The 15993-nt window shown below is 72.9% G+C and carries 14 protein-coding genes; 7 read left to right on the forward strand and 7 right to left on the reverse strand.

Annotation, left to right across the window (positions count from 1 at the left end; all coding sequences use genetic code 11):
- The first annotated feature begins 189 nt into the window (after nt 1–189).
- The 3 genes from L3i22_RS28360 to L3i22_RS28370 all read left to right on the forward strand — a co-directional run bounded on the left by L3i22_RS28360 (nt 190) and on the right by L3i22_RS28370 (nt 3952).
- Entirely contained in the window at nt 190–2160 is a 1971-nt protein-coding gene (locus L3i22_RS28360) for a HEAT repeat domain-containing protein (protein WP_221320586.1), read from the forward strand.
- Nucleotides 2161–2173: 13 nt separating this feature from the next.
- Complete coding sequence (locus L3i22_RS28365) at nt 2174–3073, forward strand: RNA polymerase sigma factor (RefSeq protein ID WP_255657192.1); 900 nt, start codon at nt 2174–2176, stop codon at nt 3071–3073.
- 63 nt (nt 3074–3136) lie between these two features.
- Entirely contained in the window at nt 3137–3952 is an 816-nt protein-coding gene (locus L3i22_RS28370) for an alpha/beta fold hydrolase (protein ID WP_255657193.1), read from the forward strand.
- Between the two features lie 89 nt (nt 3953–4041).
- On the opposite strand, the gene L3i22_RS28375 is transcribed toward L3i22_RS28370, so the two are convergent.
- On the reverse strand, nt 4042–4818 hold the full coding sequence (locus L3i22_RS28375) for a CPBP family intramembrane glutamic endopeptidase (protein ID WP_221320587.1): 777 nt from the start codon (nt 4816–4818) through the stop codon (nt 4042–4044).
- Nucleotides 4819–4962: 144 nt separating this feature from the next.
- Nucleotides 4963–5430: a hypothetical protein gene (locus tag L3i22_RS28380; RefSeq protein WP_221320588.1), complete on the reverse strand. Its 468-nt coding sequence runs from the start codon at nt 5428–5430 to the stop codon at nt 4963–4965.
- 101 nt (nt 5431–5531) lie between these two features.
- On the opposite strand from L3i22_RS28380, the gene L3i22_RS28385 reads away from it, so the two are divergent.
- Nucleotides 5532–5912, forward strand: coding sequence for a hypothetical protein (locus L3i22_RS28385; RefSeq protein ID WP_255657194.1), 381 nt, complete (start codon nt 5532–5534; stop codon nt 5910–5912).
- Nucleotides 5913–5918: 6 nt separating this feature from the next.
- Here the strand turns inward: L3i22_RS28385 and L3i22_RS28390 are convergent, their stop codons facing one another.
- Both L3i22_RS28390 and L3i22_RS28395 read right to left on the reverse strand, forming a co-directional pair.
- Entirely contained in the window at nt 5919–7454 is a 1536-nt protein-coding gene (locus L3i22_RS28390; protein ID WP_221320590.1) for a cellulose-binding protein, read from the reverse strand.
- Nucleotides 7455–7656: 202 nt separating this feature from the next.
- The gene (locus L3i22_RS28395) at nt 7657–8115 is read right to left on the reverse strand and encodes an Lrp/AsnC family transcriptional regulator (protein WP_221320591.1); all 459 of its coding nucleotides are present in this window, start codon (nt 8113–8115) and stop codon (nt 7657–7659) included.
- A gap of 81 nt (nt 8116–8196) precedes the next feature.
- Between L3i22_RS28395 and L3i22_RS28400 the strand changes: the two genes are divergently transcribed.
- The 3 genes from L3i22_RS28400 (at nt 8197) to L3i22_RS28410 (ending at nt 11123) form a co-directional block, all read left to right on the forward strand.
- A complete protein-coding gene (locus L3i22_RS28400) occupies nt 8197–9138 on the forward strand; it encodes a DMT family transporter (protein WP_221320592.1) in 942 nt (313 codons plus the stop codon).
- Nucleotides 9139–9243: 105 nt separating this feature from the next.
- On the forward strand, nt 9244–10488 hold the full coding sequence (locus L3i22_RS28405) for a sensor histidine kinase (RefSeq protein WP_221320593.1): 1245 nt from the start codon (nt 9244–9246) through the stop codon (nt 10486–10488).
- The gene (locus L3i22_RS28410) at nt 10485–11123 is read left to right on the forward strand and encodes a response regulator transcription factor (protein ID WP_221320594.1); all 639 of its coding nucleotides are present in this window, start codon (nt 10485–10487) and stop codon (nt 11121–11123) included. The genes L3i22_RS28405 and L3i22_RS28410 overlap by 4 nt, the downstream gene beginning before the upstream one ends.
- A 48-nt stretch (nt 11124–11171) precedes the next feature.
- Here the strand turns inward: L3i22_RS28410 and L3i22_RS28415 are convergent, their stop codons facing one another.
- The 3 genes from L3i22_RS28415 to L3i22_RS28425 form a co-directional block, all read right to left on the reverse strand.
- Nucleotides 11172–12101 (reverse strand): ATP-binding protein, encoded by a 930-nt coding sequence (locus L3i22_RS28415; protein ID WP_221320595.1) that lies wholly within the window; start codon nt 12099–12101, stop codon nt 11172–11174.
- Between the two features lie 577 nt (nt 12102–12678).
- The gene (locus tag L3i22_RS28420) at nt 12679–14961 is read right to left on the reverse strand and encodes an IPT/TIG domain-containing protein (RefSeq protein ID WP_221320596.1); all 2283 of its coding nucleotides are present in this window, start codon (nt 14959–14961) and stop codon (nt 12679–12681) included.
- 29 nt (nt 14962–14990) lie between these two features.
- Nucleotides 14991–15893, reverse strand: a complete 903-nt coding sequence (locus L3i22_RS28425) for a helix-turn-helix transcriptional regulator (protein WP_221320597.1) — start codon at nt 15891–15893, stop codon at nt 14991–14993.
- Nucleotides 15894–15993 lie beyond the last annotated feature (100 nt).

Here is a 15993-nt window from a genome sequence, read left to right on the forward strand (position 1 = left end):
CCCGGCCGGATCGACACACACGCCGTCCCGGAGGGATAGCGCCAGGCCAGTCGCATGTCCGACATGTCGCCGGGGCCTGGGCGGCGACGCAGCCGCCGATCGATAGCGGACACGGGTGGGTGAACGCCGGGCTGAGCTGGGGTGATCCCCCAGTGGCGGCGGTTCGCGCGGAGGGCCATGATCTACGGCATGATGGAGACCGAACTTCCGCGGACCGGGGTGCACGACGTCGACTGGTCACTGGTGGAGGACGGCTCCGCCGTACGCCAAATGCTCTCGAATCTCGCCGGCGGCGACGCCGCGGCCCGGACCACCGCATTGCGGAGTCTCTATCGGATCGCGCCGGACGGCGCCGATGTCCGCCCGTGGGTCGCCGCGGCCCTCCCGGTGCTGCTCGGCCTGGTCGAGGAGCCGGAGCAGGCCGATCGCGGGCGGATCCTGCGCCTGGTCGGCGACCTCGCCGGCGCGGACCGGATGTGGCAGATGTCCGGCGAGACACTGCGGGCGAAACGGATCCTCGCCGAGCACGACCACCTGCTCGCCCTGCTCACCGACGAGGACCCGGAGGTGCGCGACGCCGCGGCCTACACCGTCCGGGCGGTCTGCCGGCTGTCGTCCGAGCTGGTCGAGCTGCTCTGGGAACGCTACATCGAGGAGCCGGACCCGGGCGTGCGCCTGACCCTGGTCGGCAGCGGCGTGCTCGCCGGCGCGGTCGGCACCGGCTGGGAACCGACGAAACGGCTGCTCGCGTGGGTCGCCGACACCGACGCCGACCTGCGGGTCCGGACCACCGCGCTGGCCGAGCTGATGGCGCTGACGAATCCGCCGCCGTTCGACGTGGAGACCGCGCGGGACACCGTGCTGGAGGCCTACCGGGAGGGGCTGAACCGCGAGCCGGCCCGGCTGGACGACCTGGTCGCGCCGCTGCTGGCCGGGCAGTGGCTGGCCGCGCGGCAGTGGACGCCCGGCTATCCGCAGGTGGTCAGCGCGGTCCGGGGCGCGTTCCGGAACGACGTCGCGCCGCAGCTGGACCTGCTCGAACGGATGCTGGAGCTGGACGGCTGGGACGCCCGGCAGGACGCGCTGTACGAGGCCCGCTCGCTGGTCCAGCGCTTCCGCGGACCGTACGGGCCCCTGGTCGACCGGGCCGCCGAGCTGGTGCGGGACCAGGACTCGCAGGTCCGGGCCGCGGCGCTGAGCCTGCTCTGCGGCATCGGCGAACTGGCCCGCCCGGCCGCCGACGCGGTCTGGGCGAACCTGTCCCGGGGCGGCTTCTGGATCAACGACGGCGCGCACGGCCCGATGCTGACCCCGACCGTCCGGCTGCTCGCCGACCTGCGCGACGTGCGCCTGCTGCCGACCCTGGAACGGATGCTCGACGAGGCGCCGGACACCGGCGACCTGCACCCGGCGATCGCCGGGTACGGGATCGCCGCGCGCGGGCTGAGCCGGACGCTGCGGCGGCTGCTGCGCGCGCTGGACCCGGCCGGCGCCGCGGACCGGGCCGGTCTGCTGCGCGCGCTGGCCGCGGTCGCGCCGCACGAGGCCGCCGACCATCTCGCGGACGACCCGATCGACCTGGACACGCTCGCCCTGCTGGCCCGGGCCGGGCGGGCCGCCGCCGGCCGGGCCCCCGACATCAGGGCCGCGCTGAGCTGCGGCGATCCGGGGCTGGAGCTGGCCGCGGCGTACGCGATCTGGCACGTCACCGGCAACGCGGACGCGGCCGCCGAGGTCTATGACCGGTACTTCGACGACCGGCGGGCCGCGCCCGAGCACGCGGTCGCGGCCCTCGACGGCCTGCGGGAGCTGCGGATCCGGGTGAAGGACCGGGCCCGCCGCCTGGTCCGGCTGCGGCGCCGGCAGGCGAACCCGGCGGTGCTGGCGGCGACCGCCGACGCGCTGTGGTGGGTGGCCGGGAATCAGGACGCCGCGCGGGCGATCGGCCCGGTGTGGGAGGCGGCGGCGCCGGAGCGCCCGCGGATCGCCCGGCTCTGGCTGGCGACCGGCGACGTGCGGTACGGCGCCCGCTACGCCCGCGCCGAGCTGGACAATCCGCTGCGGCACAACCTGCGCGGGCACAGCGTCCGCCCGGCCGAGGTCAGCGCGGACGAGCGGCTGCTCACCCTGTGCCGGGAGGTGCTGGCGCAGGCCGGCTGACTACGATCGGCGGGTGGAAGACGCGGAGCTCGTCCGGTGCGCCCGGGGCGGTGACGTGGCGGCGCTCGGCGTGCTGCTGCGCCGGCACGAGGCGGGGATGCGGGCGGTCGCGCTGAGCCTGCTCGGCCACGGGCCGGACGCCGAGGACGCCGTGCAGGACGCGATGGTCAGCGCGGTGCGCCGGATCGGGGACCTGCGGGACCCGGCCGCGGCCGGGGCGTGGCTGCGGACCGCGGTGCGGAACAACTGCCGGATGCATCTACGGTCACGGCCGCCGCTGCCGGTGGCCGATCCGGAGTGGCTGCTGCCCGGGTCGGGCGGGGTCGAGGAGGTCGTCGAGCGGGCCGAGCTGCGGGACTGGGTGTGGTTCGCGATCGGGCAGCTGTCCGAGCGGGATCGGCTGGTGACGATGCTGCGGCACTTCAGCAGCGTCACGTCGTACGAACAAATTGCCCTTGTCTGTGGTCTTCCGATCGGCACCGTGCGCAGCCGGCTCAGCCACGCGCACCGCAGCCTGACCGCGGCGCTGCGGGCCAGTGCCGAGCGGGCCTATCCGGACAGCGACGCGCTCCTCGGGGCCCGGCGCCGGGAGGCGGCCGACGCGATGACCGCGGCGATGCGCGGGGATTTCCGCGATGTCGTGGACGAGCTGTGGTGGCCCGACGCGGACATGACGGTGCCGGCGTCCGGGCAGGGCGGCGGGACCGGGTTCGCGCTGCGCGGGATGGAGTGCGATCTGCGGTCCGGGGTGCGGCAGCGGCTGGTCGACGTGGTGGCCGGCGAGGACGTGCTGATCTGGGAGACCGAGCTGATCAGCGAGCACTGCCCGCCCGGCGCGGTCTGGCTGCACAAGCTGGACAAAGGCCGCGTCCGGCGGCTGACCCTGTGCCATCCGAAAAATTCTTCGGCGTAGAGCGAACTTTCCGCGCCCGCGCGCATCTGGTCCGGTCAGCACCTCATCGGATCGGAGCTCATCGTGACCATCACCACCCACCGGATCAGCGTCGGCGGCGTCCCGCAGGTCTACCACGTCGCCGGCACCGGGCCGATCTGCGTCGCGCACTCCGGCGGCCCCGGCATCGACTGGGCGTACCTGCGGATGCCGCTGCTGGAGCGGCACTTCACCATGGTCTACCCGGAGCCGGTCGGCACCGGGGACTCCGGGCGGCTCGACGGGTACGACCTGGCCGGCTACGTCGAGTTCGTCGACGCGGTGGTCGCCGCGCTCGGCGTGCCCCGGGTGTTCCTTCTCGGTCACTCGCACGGCGGCTTCGTCGTGCAGCAGTACGCGCTCGACCACCCGGAGCGGGTCGCCGGGCTCGCCCTCTACGACACGTCGCCGGTGACCGGGCCGGAGTTCTGGGACGCGGCGATGGCCGGGGTGATCGCCTACGGCGCCGTCGACCCGGCGATCCCGGCGGCGTTCGAGCGGGCCGTCACGGCGACCGACGACGCGGTGCTGTCCGCCGCGTTGCGCGAGGCGGTGCCCGTCTACTTCGCCGACTTCCCGGGCCGGCGCGCCGAGTTCGCCCAGTTCGTCGCCGGGGTCCGGGCCTGGGCAGTGCCGCAGGACGCGAAGCCGTTCGACGTGCGGGCGCGGCTCGGGGAGATCACCGTGCCGACCGTGATCATCGTCGGTGAGCACGACTTCATCTGCGGCCCGGCGTGGGCGGCGATGCTGCACGCCGGGATCCCCGGGTCGCGGCTGGTCACCCTGACGTCCAGCGGGCACTTCGGCCACGTCGAGCAGCCGGCCGAGTTCGCCGCGGCGGTCACCGCCTTGCTCGGCTGACCCTTTCTCTTTGGTACGGGGTGAAGCACGCCCGTGCGGTCGTGCGGGGTGTGCTTGCCCCGCACGACCGCATCGGTGGTTCCAGCCGCTCAACTCGACGAGCTGGGCACCCTGCTGGACGCCGTGCTCGCGAGCTGAGAACTCAGCAACAGCGCACAGAAAGCCGTCCCGAGCAGCACGAACAGTCCGGTGTCGCCGGCCAGGTACTCGTTGACGACGACCGGATGGGTGGTGCTGATCGCATACGCCCCGACCCAGGCGAACGTCGCGTTGTGCGCGAAGTGCGCCAGCACCGGCGGCCAGAGACTCCCGGACCGCAGCCGCAGCCGCCCGAACAGCACCGCGAACGCCAGCACGCTGCCGGTGAACAGCGCGAGCACCAGCGCCCGGTTCCCGTCGTGGTGATAGTCCGGCGTGAGCAGTAGGTACGGCAGGTGCCAGGCGGCCCAGACCACCCCGCTGACCAGGAACGCTCCGCCCTCCCCCAGCCAGAGCAGCCGCGGCAGCAGGTAACCCCGCCAGCCGATCTCCTCGGCGAACGCCAGCACCGGCCCGGTGACGCAGAGCGCCGCCAGATCGGTCAGCCAGGCCCCGCCCGGCACCACGAACCGGGCCAGACCGCAGACGACCACCGCGCCGGCGGCCAGCATGCTCACCCCCACGGTGGTGCCCACCGCGGCCGGCCAGTCCCGCAGCCCGAGCCGCCCGGCCCCGAGCCGCCGCCACCCGTCCCGCCGCCACCCGTCCCGGGTCACCACCAGCAGCATCAGCAGCGTGACCAGCAGCGGCGACAGCACCAGAACCAGCCCGCCGAGCACCCGCGCGGTCCCCAGCGAGACACCCAGCACGAGAACGATGAACGTCAACGCCGAGCCACGGTCAGATAATCGTCGAAACACCCACCCAGTCTTCAAATCCGGACAGCAAAGTCCATCCGTCCAAAGTAGGAGATCCCCCGCCACCCCTCGGCCGCACGGCCGACCGGGCGGCGGCCTGCCGCGATGACGTGCTCAGGACAGGGCGTCGACGGCGTTCTCGACGATGGTCGCGAACTCCTCGGGCGGGATCCTGGTGGTGAAGAACCGGCCCAACTCCTCCGGCACGGGGTGGGTGTCCCGCCAGAACCGGAAGCCGAGGACCACGTCGCCGTCCAGGTAGGCGTAGGTCGAGACGTTGTCGACGATCTCGGTCCAGCGCAGGAACCAGAACCGCTCCCGGAACTCGGTCCGGTCCGCGTGCACCAGCCCGAAGATCTCCTCCGGCGAGCGGCCCGGAAAGGGGCAGGCCGGCAGGTCACCCGCACGGACCCGCTGCGCGTCGGCCCGCATGTAGAAGGCCAGCGACGGCACATAGGCCGCGTTGTCGTCGACGGTCAGCCGCCGCCCGGCCGCCCACACGTCGACCACTCGCAGGCCGGGCGTCGCCACCCCGCCGATCTCCACGGCGAACGTCGCCCGGTCCCCGAATCGCTCAGTCATCGATCGGGGACATTACCGGGTGACGGGTGGCCGGCGGTGTGGCAGAGTGCCCGCCATGAACCGGACCCGAAAGGCCCATGGCGCGTAGATCGCCACGCGCCGTGCGCGAGCAGTCCTACCCACCCCTGGCCCAGCCCGTCGAGGGCTTGTCGGCCCGGGCCAATGCCGAGGTCGCCCGGCTTCAGGGGCGGCATCCCGGTATCGAGGTCAGGCGGGCTCTGGTCGGCTACCGGCGCTCGCTCCGGCACCCCGGGCGGATTCACTTCCACGACGACCACGGGCTCGACGACGACGTGCTCGAGCAGCGGGACATGCTCGGCGACGCGATGCGGCTGCTTCCCGCCGCGGCGGGAAACGAGCTCCGGCGGCTGGTCGACCCGCTGGACGACGAGTTCCTCCGCAGGACGCTGCCCGATCCGCTGGCGCCGACCGTCCCGTGGCAGCGGGACGGCTGGTGGCACCAGCGGATCAGGATCCGCTGAGCTACGTCACCCGGTGCAGGAGACGATCCTGGGCCGGGCGCCGCTGTTGCCGTTCATCATCGTGGTGAAGCCGAACGTGTTGCCGCTGCCGTTCGGGCGCACCGTCATCGTGCCGCCGCTCCAGCTGAAGGTGCCGCTCCACGTGGTGGACACCTGCTGGGGCGAGGTGATCGCGACCGTCACGGTCCAGGCGCTCGACCCGCTGACCGTGACCGACGTGTTGTAGCGGTCGCCCCACACCGTGCCCGGGGTGATCGTGGCCGTGCAGCCGGCACCGGGCTGGGACGACGAGGTGGACGGGGACGGGGACGGCGAGGACGGTGTCGGTGACGAGCCGCCGGTCAGGGTCGGGGTGGACCAGGTGCGCCACTGCGCCAGGTTCCCGGCCTTGGACCCGGCGATGCGGAACGTGCCTGCCGCCGTACCCGATTTGAACAGGTATTTTTGAATGTTCTGTTGAAGCGGCGCGCGCCATTCACCGCGGACCGCGCAGTGCGTCCCGTCGCTGACGTCCGACCAGTAGCTGATGTTGTCACCCGCGCCGAGCGCCTTGTAGATCTCCGCCCCGCCGAGCGCCGCCACGCTGCCGGACCGGGCGGCCAGCCAGTCGATGTGCGGGTTCTCCATGATGAACAGCCCGCGTGGCGCGACCAGCCCGACCACCTCGTGCATGTCGACCGGCAGGCTGTTCGGGTTGCCGGTGAACGAGCTGAACGCGTCGCCGAGCCACGGCTGCTCGCTGTAGGCGCTGCTCAGCGGCTGCGCCCCGGATTCGCCGGGGATGCCGCGCAGGATCGGCACACCCCCGCTGCCGGACTCGATCGGCATGGTCAGCGCGATCCGCTGGTCGAAGGCGCCGATCGCGAACGCGCCCTTGCCGTACCGGGAGCACCCGGTGACGCCGAGCCCGTCGGCGCGCAGCACGCCGCCACCGGACTGCTCGATCACGTCAATGATCCGGCTGACGCCCCAGGCCCACGCCATCAGGACACCGGTTCCGCTGGTCGCGCCGTAGAGCGTGTAGAACGCGCCCTGCTTGTTGTTCCGGGCCGTCCCCTCCTTGCCCACGGCCAGGGGGTCGTAGTTGATCACCGCGGCGCCGGCGTTCCGGATGGTGTCCGTGTCGGCGCCGAAACCCCCGACGACCACGACCGCGGGGTACGGCGCGGACCCGCCCGCGGGCAGCTGGACGCTCGCCGAGAAGCTGGCGCTACGTCCCTGGTCGGACACGTTCACGGTGATGTTCGTGCCGGTCACCGTGCCGGTGACGGTCGCCGGCTTGGCGGGTTTCTGGCCGTACACGTGCCGTTCGGCCATCTCGCGGATCTCGGCCCGCCGGCACCGCCAGTCGCTCGCGGTGGTGATCCGGCTGCCGTCGATGCGGGTGAACGGGTCGGGCAGCTGGGCGTTGCTGATCGTGCTGGTCGCGGGCACGGGGCAGTCGGCGCCGTCGTCCTCGACCGCGGCCGCCGACGCACTGCCGGGGATGGCGAACACGGCCGCCGCGGCGGCGACTACCAGGACGGTTACTCGCTTGATCACGTGGCCTCCTCTCGGGGAACGGGAGGAGCGTCACGTTACGAAGAAGTTTCGGCCGATTCAACGACGTCGATGAATGCGCTGAGCAGGGCACTCCGCGCGGATGCCCAGGTCCGGAACTTACGCCATTCTGCAGAAGTTACGGTCCGCGAAGTGTTATGAGCACGGATTTCCGCCTACGAGGCGCTCCGAAACTTCCGGGGATTCACCTGACCGGTATCGGTGCCGCCGCCTTCATCCCCTCCAGCCGCAGCAGGGTGGTGAGGCGCCGCGCCCCGGCCCGGGTCAACAGGCGCAGCACCCCCTGCAGCTCCCGGCTGTCCGCCGCGGCCACGTGCAGCAGCACGTCGTCCGGCCCGGCCACCGCGTCCGCCCGCAGCACCGCCGGGATGCCGGCGATCGCCCGGATGAACCGGGCGTCCCCCGCGTCCGAGTGCTCCTCCAGCGCCACCAGCACGAACGCCTCCACCCGGGTGCCCACCTTCACCGGGTCGACCAGCGCCCGCACCCCGGTGATCACCCCCTCGGCCCGCAGCCGCTGCACCCGGCGCAGGGTGGCCGCCGGCGACATCCCGAGCCGCCGGGCGAGCTCGACGTTGGGCAGGTCCCCCTGCTCCTGCAGCACTTCCAGAATCACGCAATCTTTGTCATCCAAAACGGCCATGCGCTGATGATAATTGCGTCGGACACCGCTGTGACCTGGTGGAAGTTGTCAACCGCCGGATCCGGTCCCAGGCTGGGCCGCATGTTCAAGAACAGGCCGGAGCCGGCGCTCATCCTGATCACCGCATTCTGGGGCGCCACGTTCCTGACCGTGCAGCACGGTCTCTCGCTGACCGGCCCGTGGGCGTTCGTCGCCCTCCGGTTCGCGATCGGCACGCTCGCCCTGGCCGCCCTGTCGCCGCGGGCGCTGCGCGGCCTGACCCGCCGGGAGCTGGGCGTCGGCGCGCTGATCGGGGTGATGCTCGCGGGCGGCTACGGCCTGCAGACCGTCGGCCTGCAGTCGATCCCGAGCTCCACCTCGGCGTTCCTGACCGCGCTCTACGTCCCGCTGGTGCCGCTGCTGCAGTGGGCCTGGACCCGGCGCGCGCCGAGCGCCGGCGCCTGGGCCGGGATCGTCTGCGCATTCGGCGGCATGCTGCTGTTGACCGGCGGCTCCGCGGCCGGTCTGCACCCGGGCGCCGGGGAGATCGCGACGCTGGTCAGCACGGTCGCGATCGCCGGCGAGATCCTGATCATCGGGCACTTCGCCGGGACCGTCGACCCGCGCCGGGTGACCGTGGTCCAGCTGGCGGTCTGCGCGCTGATCGCGGCCACCATGGTGCCGCTGACCGGCGAGTCGCCGCCGCGGTTCTCCTGGCCGCTGCTGGCCTTCGCCGGCGGCCTCGGCCTGGCCAGCGCAATCATCCAGGTGACGATGAACTGGGCGCAACGCTCGGTCTCGCCGACCCGCGCGACGATCATCTACGCCGGCGAGCCGGTCTGGGCCGCGCTGGTCGGCCGCCTGGCCGGCGAACGCCTCACCCTCGCCGCCCTCGCCGGTGGCGCCCTGATCGTCCTGGCGGTCCTGGTCGCCGAGCTCAAAGACCGATCAAAACCGATTTCGCCGTACGACGGCAGCACCGCTCCACCGATCGGTGGAGCGCCCCTCTCCACCCCGCACCCGGGTGATCGGGTGAGCCACTGACCGGGGTCCCGCTGCGATGCTGAGTCCCGTCAGGACACCGGACGGCGCTCGGCACGCCGCCGGCGCGGCTACTAGATTGTTCGGCCGGGGGGTGAGGTGAACGACATGCGGAGCTGGCAGACGGCCGGGCCGGTGGCGTGGGAGCAGCGCTTCCAGGCGATGGTCACCGTCGTTCCCTACGTGCTGCTCGCCGCGCTGGCCGGGCTCACCGTCGTACTGTCGCCGGATTTTGGTCTTGACCTTGTCCTGTGCGCGGTGGCCGCGGTGTGGAACCTGGTGTTCTTCACCGTGCACCCGCCCTGGCGGCGGCGGCCCGGGATCATGGCGGTGTTCCTCACCGGGCTGATCGTGATCGGGTTCGTGCTGGCCGCCCGGCACGCGTGGTTCGGCTTCTACACCCCGGCGCTGTACTTCTTCGCCTTCCGGATCATCGGCTGGCCCCGCGAGGTGTTCTACATCGCCGGGGTCGCCGTGGTCGCCGGCACCGCCCAGGCCAACGGCTCGGACTACGGCACCTGGGCCGGCCGGCTCACCTGGCTCGCCGTCGTGCTCGCCAACCTGGTCCCGATGTGCCTGCTGGCCTGGCTGACCCAGCTCGGCGCCCGGTACTTCGCGATCCGGGAGGCGGCGCTGGACGAGTCCCGGGAGGCGAACGCCCAGCTCGCCACGGCCCTCGCCGACAACGCGGCGCTGCAGGAGAAGCTGCTCGAACAGGCCCGGGCGGCCGGCGTCCTGGCCGAGCGGTCCCGGATGGCGCGGGAGATCCACGACACCCTCGCGCAGGGCCTGACCGGCATCGTCACCCAGTTGCAGGCGGCCGACCACGCGGCCGGCGACCCGGTCGCGTGGCGGCGGCACCACCAGGCGGCGACCGCGCTGGCCCGGGAGAGCCTGACCGAGGCGCGGCGCTCGGTGAACGAGCTGCGGCCGGAGCCGCTGGAGACCGGGCGGCTGGCCGACGCGGTCGGCGAGGTGGCCGCCCGGTGGTCGGCCCGGCAGGGCATCCCGGTGCAGGTCACGGTCACCGGGGACACCCGCGTGATGCGGCCCGAGGCCGAGGTCGCGCTGCTGCGCACGGCCCAGGAGGCGCTCGCCAACGTGGCCAAGCACGCCGGCGACGCCGGCCGGGTCGGGCTGACCCTCTCCTACATGGACCGGGAGGTCGCGCTCGACGTGCGCGACGACGGCCCCGGCTTCGACCCGGCCGCGCGCACCGGCGGGTTCGGGCTGGAAGCGATGCGGCAGCGGATCGAGGCGCTGTCCGGCACCCTGCAGATCGAGTCGGAGGTGGGCGGCGGGACGGGCATCTCGGCCTGCCTGCCCGCCCAGCTTCCGGAGGTACCCGCGTGACCACTCCCGTCAGACTGCTGATCGTCGACGACCACCCGGTGGTCCGGGACGGGCTCAGCGCCATGTTCGCCCGGGACCCGGAGTTCACCGTGGTCGGCGAGGCGGCCGACGGGGCCGAGGCGGTGCGGCTCGCCGAGGCGGTCACCCCGGACGTGATCCTGATGGACCTGCGGATGACCGGGATGGACGGGGTGACCGCGATCGGCGAGCTGGCCCGGCGCGGCGTTCCGGCGCGGGTGCTGGTGCTGACGACGTATGACACGGACAGTCACGTGCTGCCCGCGATCGAGGCCGGGGCGACCGGGTACCTGCTCAAGGACGCGCCGCGCGAGGAGCTGCTGCGGGCGGTGCGGTCGGCCGCCCGCGGCGAGGTGACGCTGGCGCCGTCGGTGGCGGCCCGGCTGATGAGCCGGCTGCGCGCGCCCACGCCGACGACCGGGCCGCTCAGCCAGCGCGAGCTGGAGGTCTTGCGGCTGGTCGCCGGCGGGAACACGAACCGGGAGGCGGCGGCGCGGCTGTTCATCACCGAGGCGACGGTGAAGACGCATCTGATCAACATCTACGCCAAGCTGGACGTCAACGACCGGGCCGCCGCGGTCGCCGCCGGCTACGACCGGGGCCTACTGGGTTCTTAGCACCTGGCCCGACGGGCCTACGGGGTTCGGGACACCTGGCCCGAGGGCCTATGGGGTTCGGGACACCTGGCCCGAGACGTCGCCGAGGGCGCTGCGGACCCAGTCCTTCTGCGCCAGCCGGAAGTGCAGCTCGTGCAGGCGGGCGGTCCGCCGGCCGGGGTCCGCCGGGCGCACGTGATCGGCGATCACCGCGAGCGGGGTCGCGTCGTCCAGGTCCGCCGGCAGCGGGCAGCGGCCCTCCTGGCGGGCCCGGCGCAGCCCGGCCTGCGCGGTGAGCACGGTCAGCGGCGCGGTGCCCAGCTCCCGGCGCAGGTAGTCGACGTCCACCCGGTCGACCACCTTGTTACCGGCGAAGAACAGCAGGTCGGCGACGCCGGCCGCGGTGGCCAGCTCGAGGTAGCGGCGGGCCACCGTGGTCGACTCCGGGGTCGGCTCGACCACCACGACGATCGCGTCGAACTGGGCGTGCAGCGAGTTCGCGAACGCGTCGGTGCCGGCCACCATGTCGCAGACCACCCAGTCGCCGTCGGCCGGCCGCAGGTGCGACAGCAGGTTCTCCAGGATCGCCAGGTGCCCGTGGTAGCAGCCGCCGCCGATGTCCTCCGGCTCGTAGGTGCCGACGTGCATGACGTGCGTGCGGTCGTCGAGCGCGACCCCGTGCCCGGTCAGCACCGGGTCGCCGGGGTCCAGCGTGACCAGGCGTGACCCGGGGCCGGGCGGGGTGGTGGCGACGAACCGCTCCACCCCGCCGACCAGGGCGTTCGTGCCGAGCAGGTGACGGCGGACCGCGGTGACGTTGGCCGGGTGCGACAGCGCCGCGGTGCGGTCGACGGTCACGCTGAGCAGCGGCGCGAGGTGCACGTTGACGTCCGCGTCGATCGCCAGGACCCGGCGGCCGGCGGCACGCAGGTGCCCGACGAACAGCGCGGCGAGGGTGCTCTTCCCACTGCCACCCTTGCCAGTGAAAGCGATTTTCATTACCGAAACGCTAGGGCCCGGCCCGCCCCCGGGCAAGCGGAACACGCCAATCCGCGATGACAATCATTTCCAGTACGGCGGATGACGCCCGCTGTTCACCCGGCCACCCGTGAGGCTCGTGCCGGCGTGGACCGATCGGCGCGGCGGCAACTGCGCGGCGGGCCGCACCGGCAACATCACCTCGGCCGCTGGTGCGCCCGGCCCGGCCCGCGCCGCTGCCATCGCGGCCGGCGATCGAGGTCGCGCCGGTCGCGGTGTCCGGCGTGGTGTCCGGTCGCGGTGTCCGGCGTGGTGTCCGGTCGCGGTGTCCGGCGTGGTGTCCGGTCGCGGTGTCCGGTCGCGGTGTCCGGTCGCGGTGTCCGGTCGCGGTGTCCGGTCGTGGCTGGTTCCGGCTGGGCGGGGCGGTGAACGACCCGGTGGCGAAGCTGCTCGGCGGCGGCGGGCTGATGGTGGTGGTGGCCCGGGTTCGGCTGCTGCCGGCGTACGTCAAATTGGCTTTTCTGCCTTTGACCTGGTTATTCGCTCTTTCCTGGGCCGGCGGCAGTTCCCGTCGCTCACGCGGTGATCGCCGGGTGGCTCAGGAGATCGCGGCGGCGAAGGTGATCGAGCCGGTGTGGTATTCGATCGGGTCGACGAAGAGCTGGAACGTGCCGGTGGTGGCGAGTTTGACCGCGGTCGAGCCGTTGCTGACGCCGGTGCCGATCACGATGCCGTCCGGACGCTTCATCGACCAGTAGACGTAGCAGCAGCCCAGACCGGCCGACGCGTTGCTGGCGGTGATCGTGATGGTCTGCCCGGCGGTGCCGGTGAAGGTCAGGTAGCCGTTCTGCCCGACGTTGTTCAGCGTCACCGTCTTGGTCGTGCCGTCGGTGGCCAGCGTGCCCAGAGCCGTGTCGGCCGGCACGGTCCAGGCGGCCACCGTGATCGTGCCGGTGCGGATGTCCTGCGGGTCGAACCGGATCTGGTACGTCCCGGTCGCCGGCAGCGTGGCCGTGTCCAGGTAGTCGTTGCCGACCCGGGTCCAGCCCTGCTGCGAGCCGTCCGGCGCCCACAGCCCCCAGTACAGGTAGCAGCAGCCGAACCCGGCCGACGCGTTGGTGGTCTGGATCGCGACCCGCTGCCCGGCGGTGCCGGCGAAGGTGACGTAGCCGTTCTGCCCGGCGTTGCCGAGCGTCACGTTCTTGACGGTGCCGTCCAGCACGACCGCGCCGGCGTTGAGGTCGGTGGCGGCGCTGTACGCGGCGAACGTGATCGAGCCGGTCCGGTTCTCCGCCGGGTCGAGCCGCACCTGGTACGTGCCGGTCGAGGGCAGGGTGACCGCGTCCAGGTAGTCGTTGCCGACCTTGCTCGAGCCGACCCGGGTGCCGTCCGGCGCGTACAGGCCCCAGAGCACGTAGCAGCAGCCGAACGCCGCCGACGCGTTCGTGGTCTGGATCGCGACCCGCTGCCCGGCGGTGCCGGCGAAGGTCAGGTAGCCGTTCTGGCCGGGGAGGCTGATCGACACGCTCTGGTTCGTGCCGTCCAGGGCCAGGACGCCGAGGTTCACGTCCGCCGACGCGCTGTACCCGACGACGGTGATCGAGCCGGTCCGGGTGTCCGCCGGATCCAGCCGCACCTGATACGTCCCGGTCGACGGCAGGGTGACCGCGTCCAGGTAGTCGTTGCCGACCTTGCTCGCGCCGATCTGGGAGCCGTCGGCCGCGTACAGGCCCCAGGTGAGGTAGCAGCAGCCGAACGTGTTCGGGTCGGTGACCTGCAGCGCGACCCGCTGCCCGGCGGTGCCGGCGAAGGTCAGGTAGCCGTTCTGCCCGGGCGTGGTGATCGCCACGGTCTTCGCCGTGCCGTCCAGGATCAGCGTGCCCAGGTTCGCGTCGGCGGCGACCAGCCAGGCGTTCAGCGTGATCGCGCCGGTCCGGAAGTCGGTCGGGTCCAGCCGCAGCTGGTAGGTGCCGTCGCGGGGCAGCGTGGTCGGGTCGAGCAGGTTGTTGCCGTACTTCTTCACGCCGACCAGGTTGCCGTCCGAGCCGTAGATCCCCCAGCTGATCTCGCAGCAGCCGTAACCGGCGCTGCCGTTGCTCGCCTGCACCGAGACGCGCTGCCCGGCGAGGCCGGCGAAGGTCAGGTAGCCGTTCTGGCCCGGCGTGCTCAGCGTGACCGTCTTCGACGAGTTGTCCAGCACCAGCGCGCCGAGGTTCGTGTCGGTCACCGAGTTGACCGTGACGTCCAGGGTGCCGGCCGTGGCCGAGGTGTTCTTCAGGACCAGCGTGCGCGCCCCGGCCACGCCGGTCGCCGCCACGGTCTCGATCCAGCCGGTGCTCCCCCAGCACGACGCGGTCCCCGAACCGGACAGGCCGGTGTCGTAGAGGCGCAGGTCGAACGCGCACAGACTGGGCGAGGCGGCCTCGGCGGTGACCGAGAACCGGTCGGTGACGGTGCCGTCGAACAGCCGCAGCACCGCCTTCCCGGCCGGCACGCTCAGCGTGGTCCTCGTGCCGACGGTGATCCGGCCGGTGCCGCTGACGTCGGCGGTCGCGGTGTTCGACGGGACGACGAACAGGTCCGCGGCGCTGGTGGCGGTGCCGCCGGGCGTGCTCACGGTGATCTTGCCGCCGCCGGCGCCGGCCGGGACGACCACGGTCAGGCTGGACGTGGTCTTCGCGGTGACGGTCGCGGCCACCCCGTTGATCAGGACCGTGTTGGTGTCCGGGTCGGGGTTGGTGACCTGCAGCGTGATCGCGTCGCCGACGGCCGCGGTGGCGGGCGTGAACGAGGTGATCGCCGGCGCCGCGGCCCAGGCCGGGGCGGCTCCCGCCAGGGCCAGGACCAGGGCGGTCACGGTCACTACGATTCCCCTGCGCATGGCCGCTCCCCCGTCGGAATCCCCCTGGTTCAGGGCGTTCTGACCGTAGCCGAGAGCTGGTCGCCCGATCCCCGGAATCCATCGACTCGCATTGACCGGGCATCGACCCGGAGCAACCGCAGCGCCGCCTCGTCCGGCGACCCGGGCGCGGCCGAGTAGGTGAGCAGCCGGTGCCCGTCGTCCTCGGGCAGGTGCAGCGCCTCGAACCGCAGGGTGAGGTCGCCGACCAGCGGATGGTGCAGCCGCTTGGCGCCGGCGCCGCAGACCTTGACCGGATGCTGCGACCAGCAGGCGGCGAACTCCGGGCTCTTCACCACCAGCTCGCCGACCAGGCCGGTCAGCGCCGGATCGTCCGGATGCCGCCCGGCCACCACCCGCAGCGAGGCGACCGCGCGGCCGGCCTCCTCGGCCCAGTCCCGGTACAGCTCCCGGGTGTGCGGGTCGAGGAACAGCAGCCGGGTCAGGTTCGGGCGATCCGCCGGGCGGCCCGGCGCCTCCGGGTCGTGGTGGCCGGCGAAGAGCAGGTGGCCGAGCTCGTTCCAGGCCAGCACGCCGGTGCGCCGGTCCAGGACCAGCGCCGGGACGTCCCGCATCGCGGCGATCAGCTGCCGGACCCCGGGCCGGGCGAACTCGGGACGGGCCGGGCGGGGTGGCTTCCCCGGCCGGGGCCGGGCCAGGTCGTGCAGGTGGGTGCGCTCGTCGTCGGTCAGGGCCAGCGCCCGGGCGAGGGCCTCGATCACCGACTCCGAGGCGTTGGTGCTCTGGCCCTGCTCCAGGCGGGTGTAGTAGATCAGGCTGACCCCGGCCAGCCGGGCCAGCTCCTCACGCCGCAGCCCGGGGACCCGGCGGACGCCGTACGAGGTGATCCCGGCCGCCTCGGGCCGCAGCCGGGCCCGCCGGGTCCGCAGGAAGTCCGCCAGTTCGCTCCGCATGCCGTCCATCCTGCCCGGCGGCCACCCCGCCTGCCTGTCCCTGCCGGTACCAGTCAACGCGGTGGGCTGGCTGCGTCCCGCCCCGGGATCGAGGGTTCGG

The sequence above is a fragment of the Actinoplanes sp. L3-i22 genome, from assembly GCF_019704555.1.
Classification (GTDB): Bacteria; Actinomycetota; Actinomycetes; order Mycobacteriales; family Micromonosporaceae; genus Actinoplanes.

Bases quoted from the DNA above. Each gene is read 5' to 3' on its own strand.
- L3i22_RS28395 (WP_221320591.1), bottom strand. From the start codon at position 8,115: ATGGCCGTTTTGGATGACAAAGATTGCGTGATTCTGGAAGTGCTGCAG.
- L3i22_RS28415 (WP_221320595.1), bottom strand. From the start codon at position 12,101: ATGAAAATCGCTTTCACTGGCAAGGGTGGCAGTGGGAAGAGCACCCTC.
- L3i22_RS28380 (WP_221320588.1), bottom strand. From the start codon at position 5,430: ATGACTGAGCGATTCGGGGACCGGGCGACGTTCGCCGTGGAGATCGGC.
- L3i22_RS28360 (WP_221320586.1), top strand. From the start codon at position 190: ATGATGGAGACCGAACTTCCGCGGACCGGGGTGCACGACGTCGACTGG.
- L3i22_RS28400 (WP_221320592.1), top strand. From the start codon at position 8,197: ATGTTCAAGAACAGGCCGGAGCCGGCGCTCATCCTGATCACCGCATTC.
- L3i22_RS28425 (WP_221320597.1), bottom strand. From the start codon at position 15,893: ATGCGGAGCGAACTGGCGGACTTCCTGCGGACCCGGCGGGCCCGGCTG.
- L3i22_RS28420 (WP_221320596.1), bottom strand. From the start codon at position 14,961: ATGCGCAGGGGAATCGTAGTGACCGTGACCGCCCTGGTCCTGGCCCTG.
- L3i22_RS28405 (WP_221320593.1), top strand. From the start codon at position 9,244: ATGCGGAGCTGGCAGACGGCCGGGCCGGTGGCGTGGGAGCAGCGCTTC.